Source organism: Nocardia sp. NPDC059177 (assembly GCF_042755165.1).
In the GTDB taxonomy this organism is placed as follows: Bacteria; Actinomycetota; Actinomycetes; order Mycobacteriales; family Mycobacteriaceae; genus Nocardia.
The window spans coordinates 102,033-123,110 of record NZ_JBHZBX010000019.1 but is presented as its reverse complement, the minus strand read 5'-3'; the positions used below and the strand labels follow the sequence as shown (position 1 = coordinate 123,110).

The window sequence follows — 21,078 nt, the reverse complement described above, 5'->3', positions numbered from 1 at the left end:
GGGACAAGGAGTCCACAAGACCATGACGAGCGACAGCCCCCAGCCGGCCAACCAGCGCACCGTCCGCAGCGGCGAGTTCGACATCGCCGTGTTCGAATACGGCGACCCGACCGCCGACACCCTCGTCCTCGTGCACGGCTGGCCCGACACCCACCACCTGTGGGACCGGGTGATCCCGCTGCTCACCGACCGCTTCCACGTGGTCGCCTACGACACCCGCGGGCACGGCGCGTCCACCCGCACCCAGCGCACCGAGGATTTCCGCCTCGACGAACTCGCCCGCGACTTCTACGCCGTCCTCGACGCGGTCAGCCCCGAGCGTCCCGCGCACGTGCTCGCCCACGACTGGGGTTCGGTGCAGGTCTGGGAGGCCGTCTGCGAACCGCGGGCCGCCGCGCGGGTCGCCTCGTTCACCTCGGTGTCGGGCCCCAACCTCGACCACCTGGCCAGCTGGGTGCGCGACCGGCTCACCCGGCCCACCCCGCGCAATGTGTGGCAGCCGATGACCCAGCTCGCGTCCTCGGCCTACACCTTCTTCTTCATGACCCCGGGTCTGCCGCGCGCCACCTTCAACACGATCGGCACCGAGAAGCTCTGGCAGCGCGCGGTATCACTGATGAACGACACCCCGGCCGCCAATGTGAAGCTCGGCCCGACCTTCCGTCAGGACATGGTCGACGGCCTGCTCATCTACCGCGCCAATATCGTGCAGCGCATGCTGGCCCCGCGCGAGCGCCGCACCGAGGTACCCGTCCAGCTCATCGTCGCGGGTCGCGATGTGGCCGTGCGCCCGGCCGGCTACGACGATGCGGCGAAGTGGACCGACCGGCTGTGGCGCCGCGACGTCCCCGCCGGGCACTGGATGCCGTTCTCGCATCCGGAACTGCTGGCCACCGCCACCACCGAACTGGTCGACGCCCTCGACGGCGCCCCGGTCGCCCGCGGGCTGGCCAGGGCCGAAGTCGGCCGCAGCCGACGGGAATTCGACCACAAGCTGGTGGTCGTCACCGGTGCGGGCAGCGGCATCGGCCGCGAGACCGCGCTGGCGTTCGCCCGGCTGGGCGCCGAACTGGTGGTCTCCGATGTCAACGAGCTCGCCGCCAAGCAGACCGCCGAACTGGTCGCCGCCGAAGGCGGTGTGGCGCACTCCTATTCGCTGGATGTGTCGAACGAGGAGGCGGTGCGCGCGCACGCCGACACCGTCGTCGCCGCGCACGGCGTGCCCGACATCCTGATCAACAATGCCGGTGTCGGCCAGGCGGGTGGCTTCCTCGACACCCCGTCGGAGGAGTTCGACCGGGTGTTGCGGATCAATCTGGGCGGTGTCGTCAACGGGTGCCGCGCCTTCGGTGCCGCGATGGCCGATCGCGGCCTGGGCGGGCACATCGTCAACCTGTCCAGCATGGCCGCCTACAGTCCCCAGCGGGACATGAGCGCCTATGCCACCAGCAAGTCGGCGGTGTTCATGTTCTCCGACTGCCTGCGCGCGGAACTGGCCGATCGCGGCATCTCGGTGTCGACCGTGTGCCCCGGCATCGTGCACACCAATATCGTCGCCACCACCCGCATCTCGGGTGTCTCCGCCGACGAGGAAGCGGCCGCGCAGCAGAAGTTCGACAAGCTCTACCAGCGGCGCGGCTACACCCCCGACAAGGTGGCCGCCCAGATCGTCAAGGCGGTCCGCACCGGTCGCGACATCGTGCCGGTGACACCGGAATCGTGGGTGCAGTACCGGCTCAACCGGATCGCCCCCGGCGCCGTGCGTTTCGCGGCCCGCCGGATGAAGCTGGTCTAGCCTCGCTCCTCACGCCCGGCGCAGTCGCTCCTGTACGGCGGCGACGTGCCGGGCGTCCACACCCCACGGCCGCTCGACGCCGACCGTGCGGTCCAGATCCCACAGCACGCACTGCTCGTCCGGCCGCGCCACCATCGACCAGGCGACCACGGTGCGGCCGAGCTGGTCCAGCATCGACCCGTGCTCGGCGGTGGCATCGCCGACGCCGTCGGGGAAGTGGTGCAGGAACCGCCCGTAGGCCTGCTCGCAGAACCGCGCGTAGAGCTGGGTGCACAGGATCAGCCCGTGCCAGGCCTCGTCGACCGCGTGCGAGGGCATGCCGATCACCTGATCGTCGCGCATGGCCGCGCCGCAGCAGCGCAACCATTGGCGCAGACCGGTCTCCACCAGGTCCCGTGGCTGCCACGGGCAGGTCTTGAAGATCGCCTCGGGCAGCCGCAGGTCGGCGACGACGCGCTCGACGGTGGCCGGATCGACCTGCCGCCTGCCGCGCCGGGGGATCGAAAGCGCCATCGGTCCACCATAAGCGGCGTGCGGGTCCTGACTGTGTGATCCGGGTCGCAGCGGGCTTGACCTGAACTTCTGTTCAGGTTTCATGCTGGACGTATCCGAGAACACCGTGAAGGAGTCGCGATGCGTGCCGTGCAGGTCAAGGAATTCGGTGGACCCGAAGTGCTCGAGGTGCGGGAAGTGCCGGTGCCACGGCCGGGTCGGGGGGAGGTGCTGATCGCGGTCGAGGTCGCCGATGTGATGTTCCTCGACACCCGGCTGCGCAGCGGGTGGGGGCAGGACTTCTTCCCGCTGAGCCCGCCGTATGTGCCCGGCGGTGCGATCGGCGGGGTGGTCACCGATGCCGGCGCCGGGGTGGACCCCGGGTGGGTGGGTACGCGGGTGGTCAGCCAGACCGCGTCCAGCGGCATCGGCGGCGGTGTGCCCACCGGCGGCTACGCCGAGTTCGCCCTGGCCAAGGCGGAGACCCTGATCGAGATCGCCGAGGGTGTGAGCACCCAGCAGGCCGTCGCGCTCGCCCATGACGGCCGCACCGGCCTCGTCGTCTTCGATCGCGCTGCGGTGCGACCTGATTCGTGGGTGCTGATCACCGCGGCGGGGGGCGGGCTCGGCACGCTGCTCACGCAGCTGTCGGTGCGCGCGGGGGCGAAGGTCGTCGCCGCCGCGCGCGGTGCGGACAAGCTGGCCCTGGCGACCCGGCTCGGCGCGAGCGCCGTCGTCGACTATTCCGTCGACGGATGGGAGCGACAGGTCGGCGAGATCACCGGTGGGGGAGCGGCGGTGGTGTTCGACGGTGCGGGCGGCACCCTCGGCGGCCAGGCGTTGTCGGCGGCCGCCGACGGCGGAATCTTCCTCGGATACGGCTCCGCGGCGGGCGAATTCATGACCGGCGACGCCGAATCCGCTGCGGCACGCGGGGTTACCGTGCTCGGCCTGTTCGACGTGGTCAGCGGGCCGATCGACTGGTCGGCCGTCGCCCACCGCGCCCAGGCCGAAGTGGCCGCGGGCCGCCTCGAAGTGATTGTCGGCCAGACCTTCCCGCTCGACCACGTCGACCAGGCGCATACTTCCATCGAGAACCGTTCCGCCCTCGGCCGAACCCTCTTGACGATCGGCGCGCGATTGTAACTTGTTCAGCGCAGCAAAGGAATACACGTTAAGTTCATTGTGTGCAGGGAATAATTGTCATCGCCGTGATAGCGGCTGTCCTGTTGCTGGTCTTCGGAGTGATCAAGGTGGCCAGCAACCCCGGGGGTTCGATGGAACGACGCGACCGCACTGCGCGATCTCCACGCGAGAAGGTCGACAAGGCTTGACCGGCCACCCCGGTTCACCCACCACCCGGCGATCGGTGTCGTCCCCACGACACCGATCGCCGTTCCACATCCCCCGCAACTGGTCAACCCGACACCCCACCGGGTACCATCCGACACGCCCGCGGACTCCCGCGGCCAGGGGCGGTAGCTCAGTCGGTTAGAGCCGCGGACTCATAATCCGCTGGTCGTGGGTTCGAGCCCCACCCGCCCCACCTTCCCCTCTTGAACTGCGGAAATGCTGTCAAGCTAGAGTCGCGTTGATCCACACCGGCATAATGCACCGACGGATTGTCGGCCAATCCTTCGGCCGCTGTCGCCCGCCCGCGCAGGCGGTTCGGTGGAGTTTCCGGTACCTGGATCTGCCAGGTGATGCCAAGGAATCGCGGTCGGCCCCCACGCGGGCATGGATGGCTCTAGGGTGTGGGGGATTCGGCCGAACGCGGTGTGAGAGGACGGGGAGACGGTGGCTGCTGTGCTGGTGAAGGGGCAGAACGCGGGTCTCGAGCCGGGGGAGGTGGTGCTGGCGGTTCGTGGCGGGGTGGCGGCGGATCTGTCGGCGCTGCTGGTGACCGCGGCGGGCACGGTGCGCTCGGATGCCGACTTCGTGTTCTTCAATCAGCCGCAGGCGCCGGGCGTGCGGTGGAACGGTGCGGCGCTGGAGGTTTCGCCGGGGGCGGTGCCGGCGAAGATCGCGCAGATCCGGGCGGTGATCACCGCCTCGACCGACGGGGAAACCTTCGGTGGTGCGGCGGCACCGGTCGCGACGGTGGCCGATCGTGCGGGAAATGTGTTGTACGAGTACGTGATCGAGGGGCTGGATCGCGAATCGGTGGTGATCGCGCTGGAGCTGTATCGCCGGGGTGAGCAGTGGAAGGTGCGCGCGGTCGGGCAGGGGTACGCGGGTGGGTTCGCCGAGCTGGTGACCGATCACGGCGTCACCGTCGACGACGAACCGGCGGCCATCGCGCAGCCGGACGTACGCACCGTGCCAGGCGAGGCGGCCTTGTCGTTCGACAAGCGGCAGCGCCTGGACCTGCGCAAACGTGAAGTCGCCAAGGTTCTGATCGAAAAGAGCGCCTTCGGCACCAGGGCACGGGTCGTGCTGGTGATCGACAAGACCGGCAGCATGCAGAAGCTCTACCGCGGCGGCACCGTGCACCGGGTGGTGGAACGGATGATCCCGGTCGCCACCCAGCTCGACGACGACGGCACCCTCGAGGCCTACCTCTACGCGCTGTCCTTCGCGAAACTGCCCGACATCACGGTGGCCGGCGGCGAGCAGTGGGCGCAGACCTACCTGCACCTGACCGGCACCCATGACGGCATCGACTACGACCGGCTCGGTGGCCGCAACGACGAGCTGCCGATCATGCGCGCGGTCATCGACACCCTGGCGGGCAGCGCGGCCCCGACCCTGGTGCTGTTCTTCACCGACGGCGGCTTCGCCAAGCGGCGCGAGATCGCCGCGCTCATGCGCGAAGCGGCGCACCTGCCCGCGTTCTGGCAGTTCATCGGGCTGGGCAAGGCCAACTTCGGCGTGCTGCGGACGCTGGACGAACTCGACGGACGGGTCGTCGACAATGCCGGCTTCTTCGCCCTCGACGACATCGACCGGGTCGACGACGCCGAACTCTATCGCCGCCTGCTCGGCGAATTCCCCGACTGGCTGCGCGCCGCCCGCAGCGCGGGGATCGTCCGGAGCTGACTGCCGAAGGAAGGAAAACCCGGTTGTCAGCCTCGGGGTGTGTCGTTAGCGTGTCTACCGTTTGTGTACCGCACACATCGAAAGGACACCACCATGCAACCCCTCACCGAGCGCGACATCAGGTCGTCGTTCGTCAACTGTTCGAAAGGTGACGCCAAACGCCTCAACGTGCCACGCGACCTGGCCGACCGGCCGTGGGACGACCTCGACTTCCTCGGCTGGACCGACCCGTCCTACGCGGGCCGCTGCTATCTGACGGTCCCGCGCGGCGACGAGCTGGTCAGCATCGCGCTGCGGCACGAGACGGGCGGTTCGGGCAAGACCCAGATGTGCACGATCTGCCTGACCACCCACTCCGGCGGCGGCGTCTCGCTGATGACCGCGGCCAAGGCCGGTGACTCAGGCAGGCGCGGCAACACCGTCGGCACCCTGATCTGCACCGATCTGGCCTGCTCGCTGTACGCCCGCAACAAGAAGCGGCCCGCGATGGGCAGCCGCTACCGCGAGGACCTGACACCGGAGGAGAAGGCGCAGCGCGTCCGGGACAACCTGAACGCGTTCGTGGACCGGCTCTACAGCTGAGCCCGCGATTCCCATGACGAGACAGGAGGTAGCTGCCATGTGCCGACACTCGAGATCGAGCACCCCGGACGACCCGGGTTCTGTTGACCGACAACAGGACTCGGGTCGATTCCTCGCCGGTCGAGGCGGCCCGGATCAGCCGGACCGTCCCGAGCGGACAGGAACTAGAGCATCGCGTTCATGATGGTGCCCGCACTGGTGGCCACGGCGCCGCCGATCATCGCGCCCGCGATCATCTTCGGCGACTCGAGGCCGCCGCCGGTCCACTTCTCCCAGGCGAACTTTCCGCCCGCGTACGTGATGGCGATCACACCCGAGAGCAGAATGAACCAGGTGAAGTAACGCACCAGCTGCAGGATCTTCTCCGACATCGGAGGCGCCTCGGGAGTCGGATTGCCGATCTGCGCCAAGGTATCGGTGACGACGGCAAGGATCATGTCTGCTCACTTGGTGACTCGGGGAACGGCGGCCAACTGCTGAGCCGATGGTATCGGTTTTATTGGTGTGCCGGGGGTGCGGGCCCGTATCCTGGAACTGTTCGAATACGGCAGTGCTGGAACGCAGTTCGCATCACGCGACCAAGGGGAGCAGGCTATGAGCATCATTCTGACGTCGATGGCCGACACCGTCACGACGTTCGCGCAGGTCGGCAATCCCACACCGGAGGCACCGCCGCTGTCGGACAAGATCATGCAGATGGTCCAGTACCTGACCTGGTTCATGATCCTGTCGGGCGTGCTCGCCATCACCGTCGCCGGCGGAAAGTTCGCCTGGGAGAAGTGGAACGGCAGCGCGATGGAATCGCCGAAGATGATCGCCGGCGCCATGATCGGCGGCGTCGTCGCCACCAGCGGCGGCACGATCATGAGCGCCATCCTCGGCTAGATCCGGGCGCCCTTCACGCGATTACAGGCCCGGCACAGGATCTGCAGATTCGCCGCACTGGTCGCCCCGCCGCGACTGAGCGGGATGATGTGGTCGAACTCCAGGTAGTGCCCGTCGCCGCACTCCACACACACCCCGCCGTCGCGTTGCCACACCTGGGCCTTCACGTCCTGGGGAATGCTGCGGCTGTCGAGCTGGCCGGGCGTCAGGACCAGGCGCTTGGCCACCCGCAACGCGCCTTCCAGCGCCGCGGCCACGTAATCGGGATCGGTGACACCGAAGGTCGCGCCGCCCCGCGCCGAGGTCGCGGCCAGCACCACGGTGCCGTGCTCGGGATGCACCGACACCACCCGGGTCCACGGCAGTTCGATACCGGTGCCGTCACCGACGAAACGCAGCTTCTTGGAACTGGCGATCAACCGGCCCTCGGTATTGCGCGGACCGCGCGCGAGCATGCGGATGTGCACCGCGGGCAGGTCGAGATACACCCGCTCCTCGGGGTCCAGATGCAGGCCGGGAGTATCGATGGTGGGCAGTTCGCCCCCGCGCAGCCGCGACAGGGTGCGACCGCGATGCATCCGGCGGCGCAGATCGTCGATGACCTCGCCCGACAGTGCCAGCTCGCTCACCACATGCTCGAAGGCATCGAGTTCCTCGGCCAGCACCTCACCGTCGGCGAAGGCGAACGCGACCATCCGCTCCACCTGACGCAGCCCGTCCGCCCGCAACACCGTGCGCCCGCGCTCGGAATCGATGCGCTGGAACCGCAACGCCGCCCAGACCTCGATCCACTCCTGCGACCCGGTACCGGGACCGGCCAGCACCCGCCGGGCCCGCGTGCGCCAATGCGTGAGGAACTCCTCGACCTCGTCCGCGCAGCTCCTGCACGGACCGTGCCCGCCACCGAACAGCTTGCGCCGCAGCACCTGGCCACAGCGCGCACAGCGGACGCGGTGGTCGTCGTAGTGCGGCCGGGTGGTCGTCGTCCACTCGTCGCCGTCCCACCAGCGCAGCAGGCCCGGACTCTCCGGATCGGGATGCCAATCGGCCAGCTCCGGATCACGCGGCGGTGGCGGCGGAACATCGATGACCCGGCGGGTGAGCGCGGGCGCCCGGCCCGACGGCGCCGACGCGGCCGGGCGCCGGTCCGCACCGGCAGCACCGGACCGCTCGGCCGCGTGCACCGGCTCGATCCCAGCCGGAACCACCCGGTCGCGTGACTGCTCTGCCTCTCGGGGGCGGACCTGCCGACCGGCCGACGGCTCGTCCACCGTCACCCCGAACTCGGTCGCCAGCCCGCGCAACCCACCCGCCCAGCCCTGCCCGATCGCCCGGAACCGCCACTGCCCGTCCCGGCGATAGAACTCGCCGAACATCAAGGCCTGCACACACTCGATCCCGTCCAGCACATACTCGACGACCGGACCGTCGGCGGCGTGCACGGTCAACGTCAACTCGGCCAGCTGATCGAAACTGCCCTCGTCCAGCGACGCGCTCACCACGATCCGCGCCACCTCCGCCTCGGTCCGCGGCAACGACACACTCAACCGCGCGGTCCCCGGCGCAGGCTCCTGATCCAGCGTCACCGCCTGCGACGCATGGCGCGGTGCGTTGAAGAAGACGAAATCCCGATCACCCCGCACCACCCCCGACTCGCCGACCAGCAGCGCATGCGCGTCGACAGCATGCGCCGAGCGCCATGAAAGAACCACGGCGAGAAGCGATGTCGGCACCGGCGCATGCGCGCCCTTACGGATTTCCATGGTCCCCGCATGATGCCACGCCTCACCGACAGGGTTTGTTGGAGCGCTGGCGCGCTCGAGGTTCGCGCCCCTCTTGGGTCCCGTCGATGTGCGGGGTCGGGAGTGCGGGAGGCTGCGGTCTTAGGTAGTGACGCCTGTGGCTTCGGAGTGGTTCGCGGCGTGGGTGGGGTGGGTGCGGCACAGTGGGGGGATGACGAACCCGAAGAAGCGGGGGCGCGGTGGGGAGCCGGTGCCGCAGGCGCAGGGGCGGAAGGTGCCGGGGGCCGATCTGCTGTCGGCGGCGCAGGCTGCGGTGGGGGCGGCGCAGACGGCGGCGGGGCAGGCTATCGATGCGGCGCAGCAGACGGCGGGGTACGCGTTCGACGCGGCGGTGCGGTTGCCGCCTGCTTCGGCGCAGCTGGCCGCGCAGTTGCCGGATCTGGTCGAGAACTTGTCGATCGCGGTGGATCGGCTCAACAGCACGATCGACCGGCTGGATCGGACGTTGGCGCTGGCCGACCCGGTGTTCTCGACCTATGACCGGTTGCTGCCACGGCTGGAGGCGATGATCTCGCTCGGGGAGGACCTGTTCGGGGCGCTGGCGAAGCTGCCGGGGGTCGGGCTGCTCGGGCGGATCACGGGGCGTGGGGGTGAGGACTCACCGCCGGAACCGGACCCGCCCCCACGTTCCCGGTCGCGTCGCTGACGGGCCGGGACGCCGATCCGGGCAGGTGGGTGCGGGCTCAGTCCGCGGGCGTCAACGCCCGGAAGGTGGCCGCGGCCTTGAGCACCATTTCGGCGAACTCGTCCTCGGGGTCGGAATCGAGGACGATCGCGCCGCCCGCGCCGATGCGCCACTCGTCGTCCCAGCGGACGGCGGTGCGGATGACGATATTGAGGTCCGCGGTGCCGCCGAGGCCGAGGAAACCGATGGTGCCCGAATAGATACCGCGCGCCTGGGTTTCCAGTTCGTCGAGGATCTCCATGGTGCGCAGCTTGGGGGCGCCGGTCATCGAACCGCCGGGGAAGCAGGCGCGCAGGCAGTCGATCACGCCCGCGCCGGGGCGCAGGGTGCCGCGCACGGTGGAGACCAATTGGTGCAGCGTGGAATAGGTTTCGGTGGCCATCAGCTCGGGCACGTGCACCGAGCCGACCTCGCAGACGCGGCCCAGATCGTTGCGCAACAGGTCCACGATCATCAGGTTCTCGGCGCGGGTCTTGGGGTCGTCGGCCAGGGCCAGCCGCAGGTGTTCGTCCTCGGCGACGGTGCGCCCGCGCGGTGCGGTGCCCTTGATCGGTTTGCTCTCCACCACCCGGTCCCGGTCGATCTTGAGGAAGCGCTCGGGGGACGAGCACGCCACATCGAGCCCGTCGAACCGCAGGTAGGCGGCATACGGCGCGGGATTGCAGCGGCGCAGCCGACGATACAGGGCGAGCCCGTCGCCGGGACTCGCGGCGACGGCCACCGCGTCGGTCAGGCAGATCTCGTAGGACTCGCCCGCGTGCAGGCGTTCCTGGCAGACCGCGATGTCGGCCAGATATCGCTCCCGGCCACGGATCAGGTCCGCCTGCACGGCATCCGGATCGGCGGGCACGTGCAGATCCGCCGGATTGGCCCAGGTCGGCAGGTCGGCCAGCGCGGCAGCGGTCTCGGCGAGCCACTGTTCGGCATCGCCGGCGGTGTCGCCGGTGGTCAGGGCGAGCAGGTGGGTGCGGCCGGCTTCGTGATCGACGACGATCAGCCGGTCGGCGAAGATCCACTGCGCGTCGGGAGTCAGGGAGCGGTGCGCGGCCCGCGCGCCACAGTCGGCCTTCACCTCGTAGCCGAGATAGCCGACGTAACCACCGGCGAAATCGAAGGGCAGCGGCGGGGTCTCGCAGTGCCTGCGCCGCAGTTCGCCGTCGAGATAGTCCAGGACGGTCCCGGGGACCGCGCGGCTGCCCGCGGCGTCCGTCACGGTGACGGCGCCGTCACCGACCCGGTACCCGACGATCTCGGCGTGCGGACCTGCGGCATCGCCGAGGAACGAGAACCGGTCCAGCCCGGGTTCGACGTGCTCGCTGTCGAGCCAGAACGCGGTCGACGAGCCGGCGTAGCGGCGCAGGAAGATCGCCTCGGTGTCGACGGCCCGTTCGATGATGTGCTGCCGCACCAGGAATCGCTGCTCGGGCGCGGGTTGTTCGGCGGCCGCCGCGGGACCCTGGACGACGATCGGCGCGGCCACCCGGGTCCGCGCCTTGGTCAGGTCGGCGAAATTGCGCAGCAGTGCCGCACCGAATTCACTCGAGACCGACTCCGGATGGAACTGCACACCCCACTGCGGCCGGTCCCGGTGCCGCACACCCATGATCACGCCGTCGCTGGTCGACGCGGTCACCTCGAGTGCGTCCGGTATCCGCTGGGCGGCCAGCGAGTGATAGCGCACCACCGTGAAATCCTGCGGTAGCCCGGCGAACAGGTCGAGATCGTCGTGCGCGACCCGGTCGAGGTAGCCGTGCCGGGCCCGCGGCGCCCGGCCGACCGACCCACCCGCGCCGACGACGATGCCCTGGTGCCCGAGACACACGCCGAGCAGCGGCAACTCGGTCTCGGCGATCACCTGCGTCGAGATCCCCATATCGCGGACCCGGTCGGGACGGCCGGGGCCGGGGGAGATCACCACATTGTCGAAACGCTCCAGTGCCAGCGCGGCCGGATCGCCGGCCTCGTCGTTGCGCACGACGGTCGGCTCGCTCCCGTTGACCTCGCTGATCAGCTGATAGAGGTTGTAGGTGAACGAGTCGTAGTTGTCGATCAAGAGCGTGCGCATCGTGTCAGAAACCCTACGCCGGACCCGCGGCCGGGCCTGCTCGGGCACAATGATCGCCATGTCTGTTTCGCAACCGGTCGACGTCGACCAGAGCATCGCCGATTTCGCGGCGATCGGTCGATGGATGGACGAACGCGGCCTGCCCAGCGGCGCCTTCGGCGCGGTCACCGCGCTCGGCGGCGGCACCCAGAACATCATGTTGCGCTTCACCCGGGGCGGGCGCGAGTACGTGCTGCGCCGCGGCCCCAAGCATCTGCGCGCCAAGAGCAATGAGGTGATCGGTCGTGAATCGCGTCTGCTCGGCGCGCTCGCCGAGACCGAGATCCGCGCGCCGCGGGTGATCGCCGCCTGCGACGACGACACGGTGATCGGCGCGGTGTTCTATCTGATGGAGCCGATCGACGGCTTCAACCCGCAGACCGAGATGCCCGCCCTGCACGCCGGTGACCCCGAGATCCGCAGGCAGATGGGCCTGTCCGCGGTCGAGGCCATCGCCCGTCTCGGCATGCTCGACTACCAGGCGCTCGGCCTGGCCGACTACGGACACCCCGAGGGCTTCCTCGAACGGCAGGTGCCGCGCTGGCTGCGCGAACTCGACTCCTACTCCGCCAACCAGGGCTATCCCGGCCCGCGGATTCCCGGCGTGGAGTGGATCGGCGACTGGCTCGAGCGCCATCGCCCGACCGAGTGGACGCCGGGCATCATGCACGGTGACTGTCACCTGGCCAACATGATGTTCGACTACGACAGCCCGCAGGTGGCGGCCATGGTCGACTGGGAGATGTCGACCATCGGCGATCCGCTGCTCGACCTCGGCTGGCAGCTGGCGACCCGCCCCGAACCGGGCATGACCGCCGCCGCCATGATGGGCAAGCTCGGCACCCTCGGCGGGCTGCCGTCCACCGCGGAGATGGTCGAGCACTACGCGAAGTTCTCCGAGCGCGACCTGAGCGCGGTGCCCTGGTACACCGTGCTGGCCTGCTTCAAGCTGGGCATCGTGCTGGAGGGCACGCACGCGCGGGCGTTCGCTGGCAAGGCGCCGGTGCGGATCGGTGACTTCCTGCACGCGGTGACCCTGGAACTGTTCGAGAAGGCGCGGCAGCTGGCCGAGTGATGCCCGGATCTCGCCGCATCTTGGCAGAATCTTGATGGATCACAAGATGCGGACATCCTAGGCTGGCAGCATGATCGTTCCCGACACCAAGGACTGGACCTGGGTCCTCGAACGCCCCTGCTCGGCGTGCGGATTCGACGCGGCGACCGTCGCCTACGCGGCGGTCCCCGAGCGTGCCCTCGCCGGTGCCGCCCGCCTCGGCGCTGCCCTCGAACGCGACGATGTGCGCGTGCGCCCCGACGACGCCACCTGGTCGGCGCTCGAATACGGCGCCCACGTGCGTGATGTCTGCCGGATCTTCGTCACCCGGCTCGGCGTGATCCTGGCCGCCGACGGCCCCGGGATTCCGCGGTTCGAGAACTGGGATCAGGACGCGACGGCGGTCGCCGAACGCTACGGTGAACAGGACCCGGCACGGGTCGCCCAGGAACTGTCGGTCGCCGCCGACCGGGTCGGCGCCGCCTTCGCCGCGGTGCCCGCCGAGCACCTCGACCGGCGGGGCGCACGCAGCGACGGCGCGCAGTTCACGGTGACCTCGCTGGCCCGGTACTTCCTCCACGACCTCGAGCATCACGTCCACGACGTGCGCGGATAGAGAAAATCCGAATTCTTTCTAGAACGTGTTACAGATTTGGCCGAAACTTCGTTAGGGTGAGTGCAGTCACTACGAGGCATCAGCTTGGCGAGAGGTCGAGGCGGAACATGAAGACGAAGGGCGCGATCCTGTGGGGCACCGACCAGCCGTGGTCGGTGGAGGAGATCGAGGTCGGCGACCCCGTCGCCGGTGAAGTGCAGATCCGGATGGAAACGGCGGGCATGTGCCACTCCGACCATCACATCGTCACCGGCGCGACGCCGATGCCGGGCTACCCCGTGATGGGTGGGCACGAGGGCGCGGGTGTCATCACCAAGCTGGGCCCGAACTGTCCGAGCGACCTGGCGGTGGGCGACCACGTCATCCTCTCGTTCATCCCGGCCTGCGGCCGCTGCCCCGCGTGCGTGGCCGGGCACATGGCCCTGTGCGACCTGGGCGCCGGCCTGCTGATGGGCCAGGCGATCTCCGACGGCACCTACCGCATCCAGGCGCGCGGCGAGAACGTCATCCCGATGTGCCTGCTCGGCACCTTCGCGCCCTACATGACCGTGCACCACACCTCGGTCGTGAAGATCGACCCGACCATCCCCTTCGAGGTCGCGTGCCTCGTCGGCTGTGGCGTGCCGACCGGTTTCGGCTCCTCGACCCACGTCGCCGAGGTGCAGCCGGGTGAGACCGTGGTGATCGCCGGTATCGGCGGCGTCGGCATGAGCGCGCTGCAGGGCGCGGTGCTCTCCGGCGCGTCGAAGGTCGTCGCCATCGACCCGAATCCGTGGAAGCGGGAGCAGGCGCAGAAGTTCGGCGCCACCCACACCTACGAGAGCATGGCCGCCGCGATCATGCCGCTGATGGACGCGACCGAGGGCCGGATGGCCGAGAAGGTCATCCTCACCATGGGCGAGATGCACGGCGACTACGTCGAAGAGGGCCTGATCCTCACCGCCAAGGCGGGCACCCTGGTCGTCACCTCGATGGGCCGCATGGACTCCGGCGACGTGAAGATGAACAGCTTCCTGCTGTCGATGCTGCAGAAGACGGTCAAGGGCTGCATCTTCGGTGGCGGCAACGCCCGCCAGGACGCGCCGCGCCTGCTCTCGCTCTACAAGGCGGGCCAGCTCAACCTGGACGACATGGTCACCCGCAGCTACTCGCTGGAGGAGATCAACCAGGGCTACCAGGACATGCTCGACGGCAAGAACATCCGCGGCATCATCCGCTACACCGAAGCCGACTGGTAAGTCAGCGACCCTGTGCCCGCTCGGCGAGCCGGACCGCGACCTGCCCGATCAGGTCGTACGGAATCGGTTCGCCGAGCGGGAATTTCAGTGTTCCCCGCCCCGAGATGTACGGGGCCAGCGCATGCCCGAGCGCTTCGTCCCCGTCGGGGATCGGGTACAGGCTCACATGCGCCTTCCAGCCCGCGAAGGTGATGAAGCCCCGGCCGTCCACCGTGGCGGTTGGCATTGCGTAGCTGATCGTCTCGCCCGATCCGGGCACCGCGCGATGGATCGTCTCGCGGATCTGTTCGAGTACGGCGCGCGCCTGCTCCGGTTGCCCGGCGAGATAGGCCTCGACCGATTCGGGTTTGGCTGCCATCGTCACATCTCCTCGGCTTGCGCGGGCGTGAGTACCGCCGATTCTAGGCGCTGACCAGGACGTCTTCCGGCAGACCCGCGGCGACCGCCCGGCCGTCGCGCAGGAGCAGGCAGTGTGCCGCGCGGCCCGCCTCCACGCGGTCGTGGGTGGCCGCCACGATGGTGACGCCGGTCGCGGCGACCTCGTCGAGCACCTCCGAGATCCTCGCCTGTGAGGCCGTGTCCAGTCCGGTCGCCGGTTCGTCGAGCAGCAGCAGATCCGATTCCTGGGCCAGCGCCTGGGCGAGCAGCGTCCGTTGCCGTTGACCGCCCGAGAGGGAGTCGAGCCGCCGGGTCGCCAGCTCGGTCAGATCCATGCGTTCCAGGCAGCGCTGCGCGAGCGCCCGGTCCGCGCGCGTGAGCCGCCGCCACGGACCCCGATGCGCCCACCGTCCCATCGCCACCGCGTCCCGCACGGTGATCGGCAGGGTCGACGGAATCGCGGTGTGCTGCACCACGATCGCCGGTCGGCGCGTGGTGGTGCGCTCGACCGTGCCCGACCTGGCCGCCACGGTCCCGGCGAGGACGCCGAGCAGGGTCGATTTCCCCGAGCCGTTGGGGCCGACGATCGCGGTGATCCGCCCGCGCGGAACCGTCGCCGACAGCTCGTGCAGCACGGTGTTCTCGGCATAGCCCGCCGTCAGCCGGTCGATTCTGATCGCTGTGTGTTGCATCTCACCTCAATTGAAACGATAATCGTTTTCAGTATATCGTTCCGCGCTATGGATTGGCTGATCGCCCCGTTCGAGGTGGCTTTCGTACAGCGAGCGCTGTGGGGTGGGCTGCTCGTATCGTGCGTGTGCGCCCTCGCCGGAACCTGGGTGGTGGTGCGCGGCATGGCATTTCTCGGCGACGCGATGGCGCACGGCATGCTGCCCGGGGTCGCGGTGGCGGCGCTGCTCGGCGGGAACCTGATCGTCGGCGCGGCGATCAGCTGCGCGGCCATGGCGTTCGGGGTGTCGGCGCTCAACCGCAACACCCGGTTCGCGGCCGACACCGCGATCGGGCTGCTGTTCGTGGGGATGCTGGCGGTGGGTGTGATCATCGTGTCGCGGTCGCAGTCGTTCGCGGTGGATCTGACCGGATTCCTCTTCGGTGACGTCCTGGCCGTGCGCTCGCGCGATCTCGGCTACCTCGGGATCGCGGTGCTGATCGCGCTCGCGGTGACCGTGCTCGGGCACCGCGCCTTCGTCGCGCTGACCTTCGATCCGCGCAAGGCGCACACCCTCGGCCTGCGCCCGAAGCTGGCCGACGCGGCGCTGATCGGCCTGGTGACGGTGGCGATCGTGGCCTCGTTCCACGTCGTCGGGACGCTGCTGGTCTTCGGCCTGCTCATCGCGCCGCCGGCCGCCGCGCTGTACTGGTCGGACCGGATTCCGGTGATCATGGGCCTGGCGGCGCTGATCGGTGGGCTGAGTACCGTTGCCGGACTGCTCATTTCGTGGCACGCGGGTACGGCGGCCGGCGCGACCATCGCGGCGGTGGCGGTCGCGACATTCTTCCTGTCGGCGATCGCGTCGGCGGTGCGCGCCCGGTTCGGCCGGGCCGGCGCCGCCTCGGTCGCCGCGCTGGCCGCGCTACCGCTGGTCGGCTGCGGGGCGGCGGAGCCCCCGGCCGCACCGGAGACACCGCACGGCTTCGTCGCGGGCGCCGAGGAGATGAGCGAAGTCCAGACCCGGCTGATCCTGGCGGACACGACCGGCGCCGTACGCGTACTCGACCTGCTGACCGAACAGGTCACCACGGTGGAAAGTGCTCCAGCGCAACCACTTCCGGCGGCCTCGTCGATAGCCACCGACGGACGATTCGCCTACCTGGGTTCCGGCGACCGGATCGGCGTCGTCGACGGCGGTGCGTGGACCGTCGACCACAGCGACCACAAGCACTACTACAGCGCACCGATCCGCGCGCTGGGCACTGTCGAGCGGGGGGCGGTGGTCGGGGCGTACGGGGATCCGGCGGTGGTGACGGTGGTTTCGGCGGATGGGCGGACGCTCGTGCTCGATCGGGCCGCGCTGGACGCCGGGACGGTGCCGGAGCCGCGGCGGGTCGACGGGATCGCGGTGCCGTACGCGGAGCGGATCGTTGTCGCCGAGGCGAGCGGGCGGGTCGAGGTGCGCGGGCGCGACGGCGGTGCCGGGGAGGTGCAGGCCGAGACGTGCGCGCAGCCGCAGGGGCAGGCGATGACGCGGCGCGGGGTGGTGTTCGGGTGCGCGGACGGTGCGCTCGTGGTGGCGCAGCGTGACGGCGCGTTCATCGCCGAGAAGATCCCGTATCCGGGCCCGACGGCCGATCGGGCGACGGCGTTCACCCACCGCCCCGGCAGCACCACGCTGACCGCGCTCGCCGGGCGCGACGGTGTGTGGACCCTGGACATCCGGAAGAAGACCTGGACGCGAACCCCGGTCGCCGACGCCATAGCGGTCAACACCGCCGGCGAGGGCGCCGCCCTGCTGGTGCTCACCCGCGACGGCGTCCTGCACGGATTCGATCCGCAAACCGGTGCCGAGACCGCGCGGGCCGCCCTGCTCGACGGCCCCGTCGAAGGATCACCGGTCATCCGCGTCGACCCGGAACGCGCCTACCTCAACGACATTCGCGGACGAGCCGTCCACGAGATCGCCTACAACGACAACCTCCGCGTCGCGCGCACCTTCCGCCTGGACATCGCGCCGTCGCTACTCGTGGAAACCGGGCTCTGATGATGAACGAATCCCTCACCTCCCACCACGACGAAGCAACGGTCACACGCTGTCACGAGGCGGTGCCCGCGTGGCGTGGCGAGACGGCAGCTGGGCGACCTGAGCCTGCGATGCCCAGGTCGGGAGGCGTGGCAGTGGCCCGCCGTGGGGGTGCGGTGGCGGGTGGTCGGGGTTCGCGGTGGGTGCGGAGTGTCGCGGTGGCGGTGGTCACTGCGGTGGCGGTGGTGCTGGTGGGTGGCTGTTCGGCTGACGCCGATCGGTCCGGGATCATCGTGACGACCAATATCCTCGGGGATCTCACCAAGGCCGTGGTCGGTGACGCGGTGCCGGTGACGGTGCTCATGCAAACCGGGGCCGATCCGCATTCCTTCGCCATCTCGGCCCGTCAGGCCGCCGAGATCGAGCGGTCGGCGCTGGTCGTGCACAACGGTCTGGGTCTCGAAGAGGGTATCGCCAAGCATGTGGAAGCCGCTGCGGCAGCGGGAGTTCCGACGCTGGCGGTGGCCGAGGGGGTCGACCCGATCGACTACACCTCCGACGATTCGGCAGGCACACCCGACCCGCACTTCTGGACCGACCCGCAGCGGGTGCGCAAGGCGGTCGAGGCGATCAGCGCCGAAGTGCTCGCGCGGGTCGACGGCGTCGACAGCGCGGCGGTGCGCGCCAACACCGACCGCTACCTCGCCGAACTGGACCAGCTCGACCGGTGGATGGCCGACCGGTTCGCCACCATCGCCCCCGAACGCAAACAGCTGGTCACCGACCATCACGTCTTCGGCTATCTCGCCCAGCGTTTCGGCTTCCAGGTGATCGGCGCTGTGATCCCCAGCGGCACCACGCTCGCCTCGCCGAGCGCCGCCGACCTCGACTCGCTCGCCACAGCGATCAGAACCGCGGGCGTCCCGGCGATCTTCGCCGACTCCGCCCAGCCCGACCGGCTCGCGCGCGTGCTCGCCGAACACACCGGGCTGCGGGTACGGGTGATCGCCCTGCACACCGAATCGCTGAGCGCACCCGGCGGCGGCGCGGCCACCTATCTCGAGATGGCGCGCACCAACACCGAAGCCATCGTCGGCGGGCTGACCGCCACCACGTAGTACACGCAGGAGAAATGGAGCAGCACATGCAGATTCGGTCACGGACCACCACGCTGGTGACCATGTCCGGGGTCCTCGCCTCGGTGATCGCGCTGAGCGCTTGTGGCACAGACGATCCCGGTGCCGACCACGCGCGCACACCGGGCGCCGAACCCATCGCGCTCACCTATGACGGCGGCATCTACGTCCTCGACGGCGCCACCCTCGCCCAGCGTGGCCAGGTGGATCTCCCCGGCTTCAACCGGCTCAACCCCGCCGGCGACGACGAGCACCTGATGGTCTCCACCAAGGACGGCTTCCGCGTCTTCGACGCCTACGATGCCGCCTTCACCGGCACGGAGTTCCCCGCGAGCAAGCCCGGCCACGTCGTGCGGCACGCGGGCAAGACCGTGCTGTTCGCCGACGGTTCCGGCGAGGTCACCATCGTCGACACCGCCGCGCTCGGCGAGGACAAGCCGGCGACCGAGGTGTACCAGGCCGCCACCCCGCACCACGGTGTCGCGATCGAGCTGAGCGACGGCGACCTGGTGCTCACCCTCGGCACCGAGGACAAGCGGGTCGGTATCGTCGCCCTCGACGGCGCCCGCAAGGAACTCGCCCGCAACGAGGACTGCCCCGGCGTGCACGGCGAGGCCACCGCGCAGGGTGAGGCGGTGGTGGTCGGCTGCCAGACCGGCGCGGTGGTCTATCGCGACGGGAAGATCACCAAGGTCGCCAGCCCGACGCCGTACGGCCGCATCGGCAATATGGCAGGCAGCGAGGTCTCGCCCATCGTGCTCGGCGACTACAAACAGGACAAGGACGCCGAACTCGAACGCCCACAGCGGATTTCGCTGGTGAACACCACCGACGGCACGCTGCGCCTGGTCGACATCGGCACCAGCTACACCTTCCGCTCGCTGGGCCGTGGCCCGCAGGGCGAGGCGCTGGTGCTCGGCACCGACGGCAAGATCCACGTCATCGACCCGGTCGCGGGCACCGTCACCCGCACCATCCCGGTCCTCGACACCTGGTCCGAGCCCCTCGACTGGCAGTCGCCGCGCCCGGCGCTGTTCGTGCGCGACGGCATCGCCTACGTCAGCGACCCGGCCGCCAAGCAGGTCCACCGCGTCGACCTGACCGACGGAAAGGTCACGGCCACCGCGACTCTCGCCGCCACACCGAACGAGATCACCGGCGTCACCGGCCACTGACCCGCAGCGGGCGGAACTGGTCCGCTGACGGCGGGATCGACCCGCTGACGGCGGCACTGCACCACGCTTGTGGCTTGCACCCCGCTTGCGGCATTGCCGTCCGCGACGACGACCAGCTGCCCGCGTCCCGACAGGTTCGGGGCGCGGGCACCGTTCGTTCTATCCCGCGGCGCACCGCATGACGGCCTCGCGCAGGTTGCGGCTGCGGACGTCGTCGAGGATGGCCATGCCGAGCCGGTTCATGCTGTAGCCGAAGCCCAATCCCGTTGCCGGGTCGGCGAATCCGAAGGAGCCACCCAGGCCGGTGGTGCCGTAGGCGCGCTTGTCCGAGCCGAACCGGAAGCTGCCGCGCGATTTGCGGAAGCCGAGGTGGTAGCGGCTCTTGGTGTGCAGGACCAGGTCGTCGGCGGGTACCTCGTCGGCGGTGTCGGCGGCCGCGAGGAGATCGAGTACCTCCTCGCCGATGGGCAGCGCGCCGGTGCGTCCCGCCGCCGCGCCGTACACGCGGGCGAGCGCCCTGGCATTGCCGACGCCGTTCATCCCCGGCCATTCGACCTCGAGGAATTCCCGGCGCGCGGCCCGGGCGGGTGCGCCGGGGCGCGGATTGGTCAGCGCGGCATAGGAATACCCGCGCTTGGCGTAGACCTCGGCGCCGATCCGCAGCGGGATGTCGGCGAGCTCGTAGCGCAGGATGTCGAGACCCTTGGTGGCCGAGAGCTGGGCGACGCGCTCCATCGGCTCGGACGCGGGCAGGCCGATGAACAGATCGGCATCGACCGCGCTCGCGATCTCCTCGGCGAAGAACCGGCCCAGGCTGCGGCCCGCCGGATCGACCCGGCGCAGCAGCTCGCTCTGATACAGCCCGAGGGTGAGGGCGTGATAACCGTGCCGGGTGCCCGGCCGCCAGGCGGGTTTCTGCGCGGCGAGAAGTTCGCCGAGCGCATCCCGGTCGGCGAGTTCGCCCAGTTTCACGATCCGGTCCAGCCCGGACAGCCCGGCCTGATGATCGATCAGCTGCCGGACGGTGATCCGTTCCTTGCCGTGCGCGCCGAACTCCGGCCAGTACTTCGCCACCGGCGCCGCGTAGCCGAGCAGCCCGCGCGAGACCGCCACCGCGAGGGTGAACGCCGACATCCCCTTCGAGGAGGAGAACACCGGCACGATGGTGTCGCGTTCCCAGGCCACCTCGCGCGCGCGATCGCGATGGCCGGCCCACAGATCGACCAGCGGCCGGTCACCGGCGTAGACGGCGACGGCGGCGCCGATCTCGCCGTGGGTGGTGAAGTTGCGGCGGAACGCGTCGGCGACGGGGCCGAAACCGGCCGCCACGTCGCCGTGGATCGATGGAGCGGGACTCATGATGACCCGATCGTAGCCGCGTCTCGTACGCTGCCGGAT

General features: G+C 69.7%; 19 protein-coding genes and 1 tRNA gene. 13 read left to right on the top strand and 7 right to left on the bottom strand.

Going from position 1 to position 21,078, the window contains the following annotated elements; genetic code table 11:
* Nucleotides 1-22 precede the first annotated feature (22 nt).
* On the top strand, nucleotides 23-1,795 hold the full coding sequence (locus ACFXK0_RS22680; RefSeq protein WP_379412647.1) for an SDR family oxidoreductase: 1,773 nt from the start codon (nucleotides 23-25) through the stop codon (nucleotides 1,793-1,795).
* Nucleotides 1,796-1,804: 9 nt separating this feature from the next.
* Here ACFXK0_RS22680 and ACFXK0_RS22675 read toward each other — a convergent pair whose 3' ends face one another.
* The gene (locus tag ACFXK0_RS22675) at nucleotides 1,805-2,308 is read right to left on the bottom strand and encodes a hypothetical protein (protein ID WP_379412646.1); all 504 of its coding nucleotides are present in this window, start codon (nucleotides 2,306-2,308) and stop codon (nucleotides 1,805-1,807) included.
* A 120-nt stretch (nucleotides 2,309-2,428) separates the two neighbouring features.
* On the opposite strand from ACFXK0_RS22675, the gene ACFXK0_RS22670 reads away from it, so the two are divergent.
* From ACFXK0_RS22670 to ACFXK0_RS22655, 4 genes are all read left to right on the top strand, one after another.
* Nucleotides 2,429-3,433: a zinc-binding dehydrogenase gene (locus ACFXK0_RS22670; protein WP_379412645.1), complete on the top strand. Its 1,005-nt coding sequence runs from the start codon at nucleotides 2,429-2,431 to the stop codon at nucleotides 3,431-3,433.
* Between the two features lie 326 nt (nucleotides 3,434-3,759).
* Nucleotides 3,760-3,833 (top strand) — tRNA-Ile (locus ACFXK0_RS22665).
* Between the two features lie 251 nt (nucleotides 3,834-4,084).
* Nucleotides 4,085-5,326: a VWA domain-containing protein gene (locus ACFXK0_RS22660; protein ID WP_379412644.1), complete on the top strand. Its 1,242-nt coding sequence runs from the start codon at nucleotides 4,085-4,087 to the stop codon at nucleotides 5,324-5,326.
* 93 nt (nucleotides 5,327-5,419) lie between these two features.
* Nucleotides 5,420-5,908, top strand: a complete 489-nt coding sequence (locus ACFXK0_RS22655; protein WP_379412643.1) for an FBP domain-containing protein — start codon at nucleotides 5,420-5,422, stop codon at nucleotides 5,906-5,908.
* Between the two features lie 164 nt (nucleotides 5,909-6,072).
* On the opposite strand, the gene ACFXK0_RS22650 is transcribed toward ACFXK0_RS22655, so the two are convergent.
* Entirely contained in the window at nucleotides 6,073-6,345 is a 273-nt protein-coding gene (locus ACFXK0_RS22650) for a hypothetical protein (protein WP_336083413.1), read from the bottom strand.
* A 157-nt stretch (nucleotides 6,346-6,502) separates the two neighbouring features.
* Between ACFXK0_RS22650 and ACFXK0_RS22645 the strand changes: the two genes are divergently transcribed.
* Entirely contained in the window at nucleotides 6,503-6,793 is a 291-nt protein-coding gene (locus tag ACFXK0_RS22645; protein ID WP_379412642.1) for a hypothetical protein, read from the top strand.
* On the opposite strand, the gene ACFXK0_RS22640 is transcribed toward ACFXK0_RS22645, so the two are convergent.
* On the bottom strand, nucleotides 6,790-8,556 hold the full coding sequence (locus tag ACFXK0_RS22640; RefSeq protein ID WP_379412640.1) for a TerD family protein: 1,767 nt from the start codon (nucleotides 8,554-8,556) through the stop codon (nucleotides 6,790-6,792). The two genes, ACFXK0_RS22645 and ACFXK0_RS22640, sit on opposite strands and share 4 nt — an antisense overlap.
* Nucleotides 8,557-8,746: 190 nt before the next feature.
* Between ACFXK0_RS22640 and ACFXK0_RS22635 the strand changes: the two genes are divergently transcribed.
* Nucleotides 8,747-9,241 (top strand): hypothetical protein, encoded by a 495-nt coding sequence (locus tag ACFXK0_RS22635; protein ID WP_379412639.1) that lies wholly within the window; start codon nucleotides 8,747-8,749, stop codon nucleotides 9,239-9,241.
* Between the two features lie 37 nt (nucleotides 9,242-9,278).
* Here ACFXK0_RS22635 and pabB read toward each other — a convergent pair whose 3' ends face one another.
* A complete protein-coding gene (gene pabB / locus ACFXK0_RS22630; RefSeq protein WP_379412638.1) occupies nucleotides 9,279-11,345 on the bottom strand; it encodes an aminodeoxychorismate synthase component I in 2,067 nt (688 codons plus the stop codon).
* Between the two features lie 49 nt (nucleotides 11,346-11,394).
* Here pabB and ACFXK0_RS22625 point away from each other — a divergent pair, with 49 nt between their 5' ends.
* From ACFXK0_RS22625 to ACFXK0_RS22615, 3 genes are all read left to right on the top strand, one after another.
* Nucleotides 11,395-12,459, top strand: a complete 1,065-nt coding sequence (locus ACFXK0_RS22625; protein ID WP_379412675.1) for a phosphotransferase family protein — start codon at nucleotides 11,395-11,397, stop codon at nucleotides 12,457-12,459.
* 70 nt (nucleotides 12,460-12,529) lie between these two features.
* The gene (locus tag ACFXK0_RS22620) at nucleotides 12,530-13,054 is read left to right on the top strand and encodes a DinB family protein (protein WP_379412637.1); all 525 of its coding nucleotides are present in this window, start codon (nucleotides 12,530-12,532) and stop codon (nucleotides 13,052-13,054) included.
* A 107-nt stretch (nucleotides 13,055-13,161) separates the two neighbouring features.
* Nucleotides 13,162-14,292, top strand: coding sequence for an NDMA-dependent alcohol dehydrogenase (locus ACFXK0_RS22615; protein ID WP_379412635.1), 1,131 nt, complete (start codon nucleotides 13,162-13,164; stop codon nucleotides 14,290-14,292).
* Between the two features lies 1 nt (nucleotide 14,293).
* Here ACFXK0_RS22615 and ACFXK0_RS22610 read toward each other — a convergent pair whose 3' ends face one another.
* A complete protein-coding gene (locus ACFXK0_RS22610) occupies nucleotides 14,294-14,650 on the bottom strand; it encodes an iron chaperone (RefSeq protein WP_379412634.1) in 357 nt (118 codons plus the stop codon).
* 43 nt (nucleotides 14,651-14,693) lie between these two features.
* Nucleotides 14,694-15,362: a zinc ABC transporter ATP-binding protein AztA gene (gene aztA / locus ACFXK0_RS22605; protein ID WP_379412632.1), complete on the bottom strand. Its 669-nt coding sequence runs from the start codon at nucleotides 15,360-15,362 to the stop codon at nucleotides 14,694-14,696.
* Nucleotides 15,363-15,410: 48 nt separating this feature from the next.
* Here aztA and aztB point away from each other — a divergent pair, with 48 nt between their 5' ends.
* The 3 genes from aztB (at nucleotide 15,411) to aztD (ending at nucleotide 19,680) form a co-directional block, all read left to right on the top strand.
* Nucleotides 15,411-17,390, top strand: a complete 1,980-nt coding sequence (aztB, locus tag ACFXK0_RS22600; RefSeq protein ID WP_379412630.1) for a zinc ABC transporter permease AztB — start codon at nucleotides 15,411-15,413, stop codon at nucleotides 17,388-17,390.
* A gap of 197 nt (nucleotides 17,391-17,587) precedes the next feature.
* Nucleotides 17,588-18,487, top strand: coding sequence for a zinc ABC transporter substrate-binding protein AztC (gene aztC / locus ACFXK0_RS22595; protein ID WP_379412629.1), 900 nt, complete (start codon nucleotides 17,588-17,590; stop codon nucleotides 18,485-18,487).
* A 26-nt stretch (nucleotides 18,488-18,513) separates the two neighbouring features.
* Nucleotides 18,514-19,680: a zinc metallochaperone AztD gene (gene aztD / locus ACFXK0_RS22590; RefSeq protein WP_379412627.1), complete on the top strand. Its 1,167-nt coding sequence runs from the start codon at nucleotides 18,514-18,516 to the stop codon at nucleotides 19,678-19,680.
* 159 nt (nucleotides 19,681-19,839) lie between these two features.
* Here aztD and ACFXK0_RS22585 read toward each other — a convergent pair whose 3' ends face one another.
* The gene (locus ACFXK0_RS22585; RefSeq protein WP_379412625.1) at nucleotides 19,840-21,039 is read right to left on the bottom strand and encodes a serine hydrolase domain-containing protein; all 1,200 of its coding nucleotides are present in this window, start codon (nucleotides 21,037-21,039) and stop codon (nucleotides 19,840-19,842) included.
* Nucleotides 21,040-21,078 lie beyond the last annotated feature (39 nt).

Coding starts and splice junctions, on each gene's coding strand:
- ACFXK0_RS22680 (WP_379412647.1), top strand. CDS start 23: ATGACGAGCGACAGCCCCCAGCCGGCCAACCAGCGCACCGTCCGCAGC.
- ACFXK0_RS22675 (WP_379412646.1), bottom strand. CDS start 2,308: ATGGCGCTTTCGATCCCCCGGCGCGGCAGGCGGCAGGTCGATCCGGCC.
- ACFXK0_RS22670 (WP_379412645.1), top strand. CDS start 2,429: ATGCGTGCCGTGCAGGTCAAGGAATTCGGTGGACCCGAAGTGCTCGAG.
- ACFXK0_RS22655 (WP_379412643.1), top strand. CDS start 5,420: ATGCAACCCCTCACCGAGCGCGACATCAGGTCGTCGTTCGTCAACTGT.
- ACFXK0_RS22650 (WP_336083413.1), bottom strand. CDS start 6,345: ATGATCCTTGCCGTCGTCACCGATACCTTGGCGCAGATCGGCAATCCG.
- ACFXK0_RS22645 (WP_379412642.1), top strand. CDS start 6,503: ATGAGCATCATTCTGACGTCGATGGCCGACACCGTCACGACGTTCGCG.
- ACFXK0_RS22640 (WP_379412640.1), bottom strand. CDS start 8,556: ATGGAAATCCGTAAGGGCGCGCATGCGCCGGTGCCGACATCGCTTCTC.
- ACFXK0_RS22635 (WP_379412639.1), top strand. CDS start 8,747: ATGACGAACCCGAAGAAGCGGGGGCGCGGTGGGGAGCCGGTGCCGCAG.
- pabB (WP_379412638.1), bottom strand. CDS start 11,345: ATGCGCACGCTCTTGATCGACAACTACGACTCGTTCACCTACAACCTC.
- ACFXK0_RS22625 (WP_379412675.1), top strand. CDS start 11,395: ATGATCGCCATGTCTGTTTCGCAACCGGTCGACGTCGACCAGAGCATC.
- ACFXK0_RS22620 (WP_379412637.1), top strand. CDS start 12,530: ATGATCGTTCCCGACACCAAGGACTGGACCTGGGTCCTCGAACGCCCC.
- ACFXK0_RS22615 (WP_379412635.1), top strand. CDS start 13,162: ATGAAGACGAAGGGCGCGATCCTGTGGGGCACCGACCAGCCGTGGTCG.
- ACFXK0_RS22610 (WP_379412634.1), bottom strand. CDS start 14,650: ATGGCAGCCAAACCCGAATCGGTCGAGGCCTATCTCGCCGGGCAACCG.
- aztA (WP_379412632.1), bottom strand. CDS start 15,362: ATGCAACACACAGCGATCAGAATCGACCGGCTGACGGCGGGCTATGCC.
- aztB (WP_379412630.1), top strand. CDS start 15,411: ATGGATTGGCTGATCGCCCCGTTCGAGGTGGCTTTCGTACAGCGAGCG.
- aztD (WP_379412627.1), top strand. CDS start 18,514: ATGCAGATTCGGTCACGGACCACCACGCTGGTGACCATGTCCGGGGTC.
- ACFXK0_RS22585 (WP_379412625.1), bottom strand. CDS start 21,039: ATGAGTCCCGCTCCATCGATCCACGGCGACGTGGCGGCCGGTTTCGGC.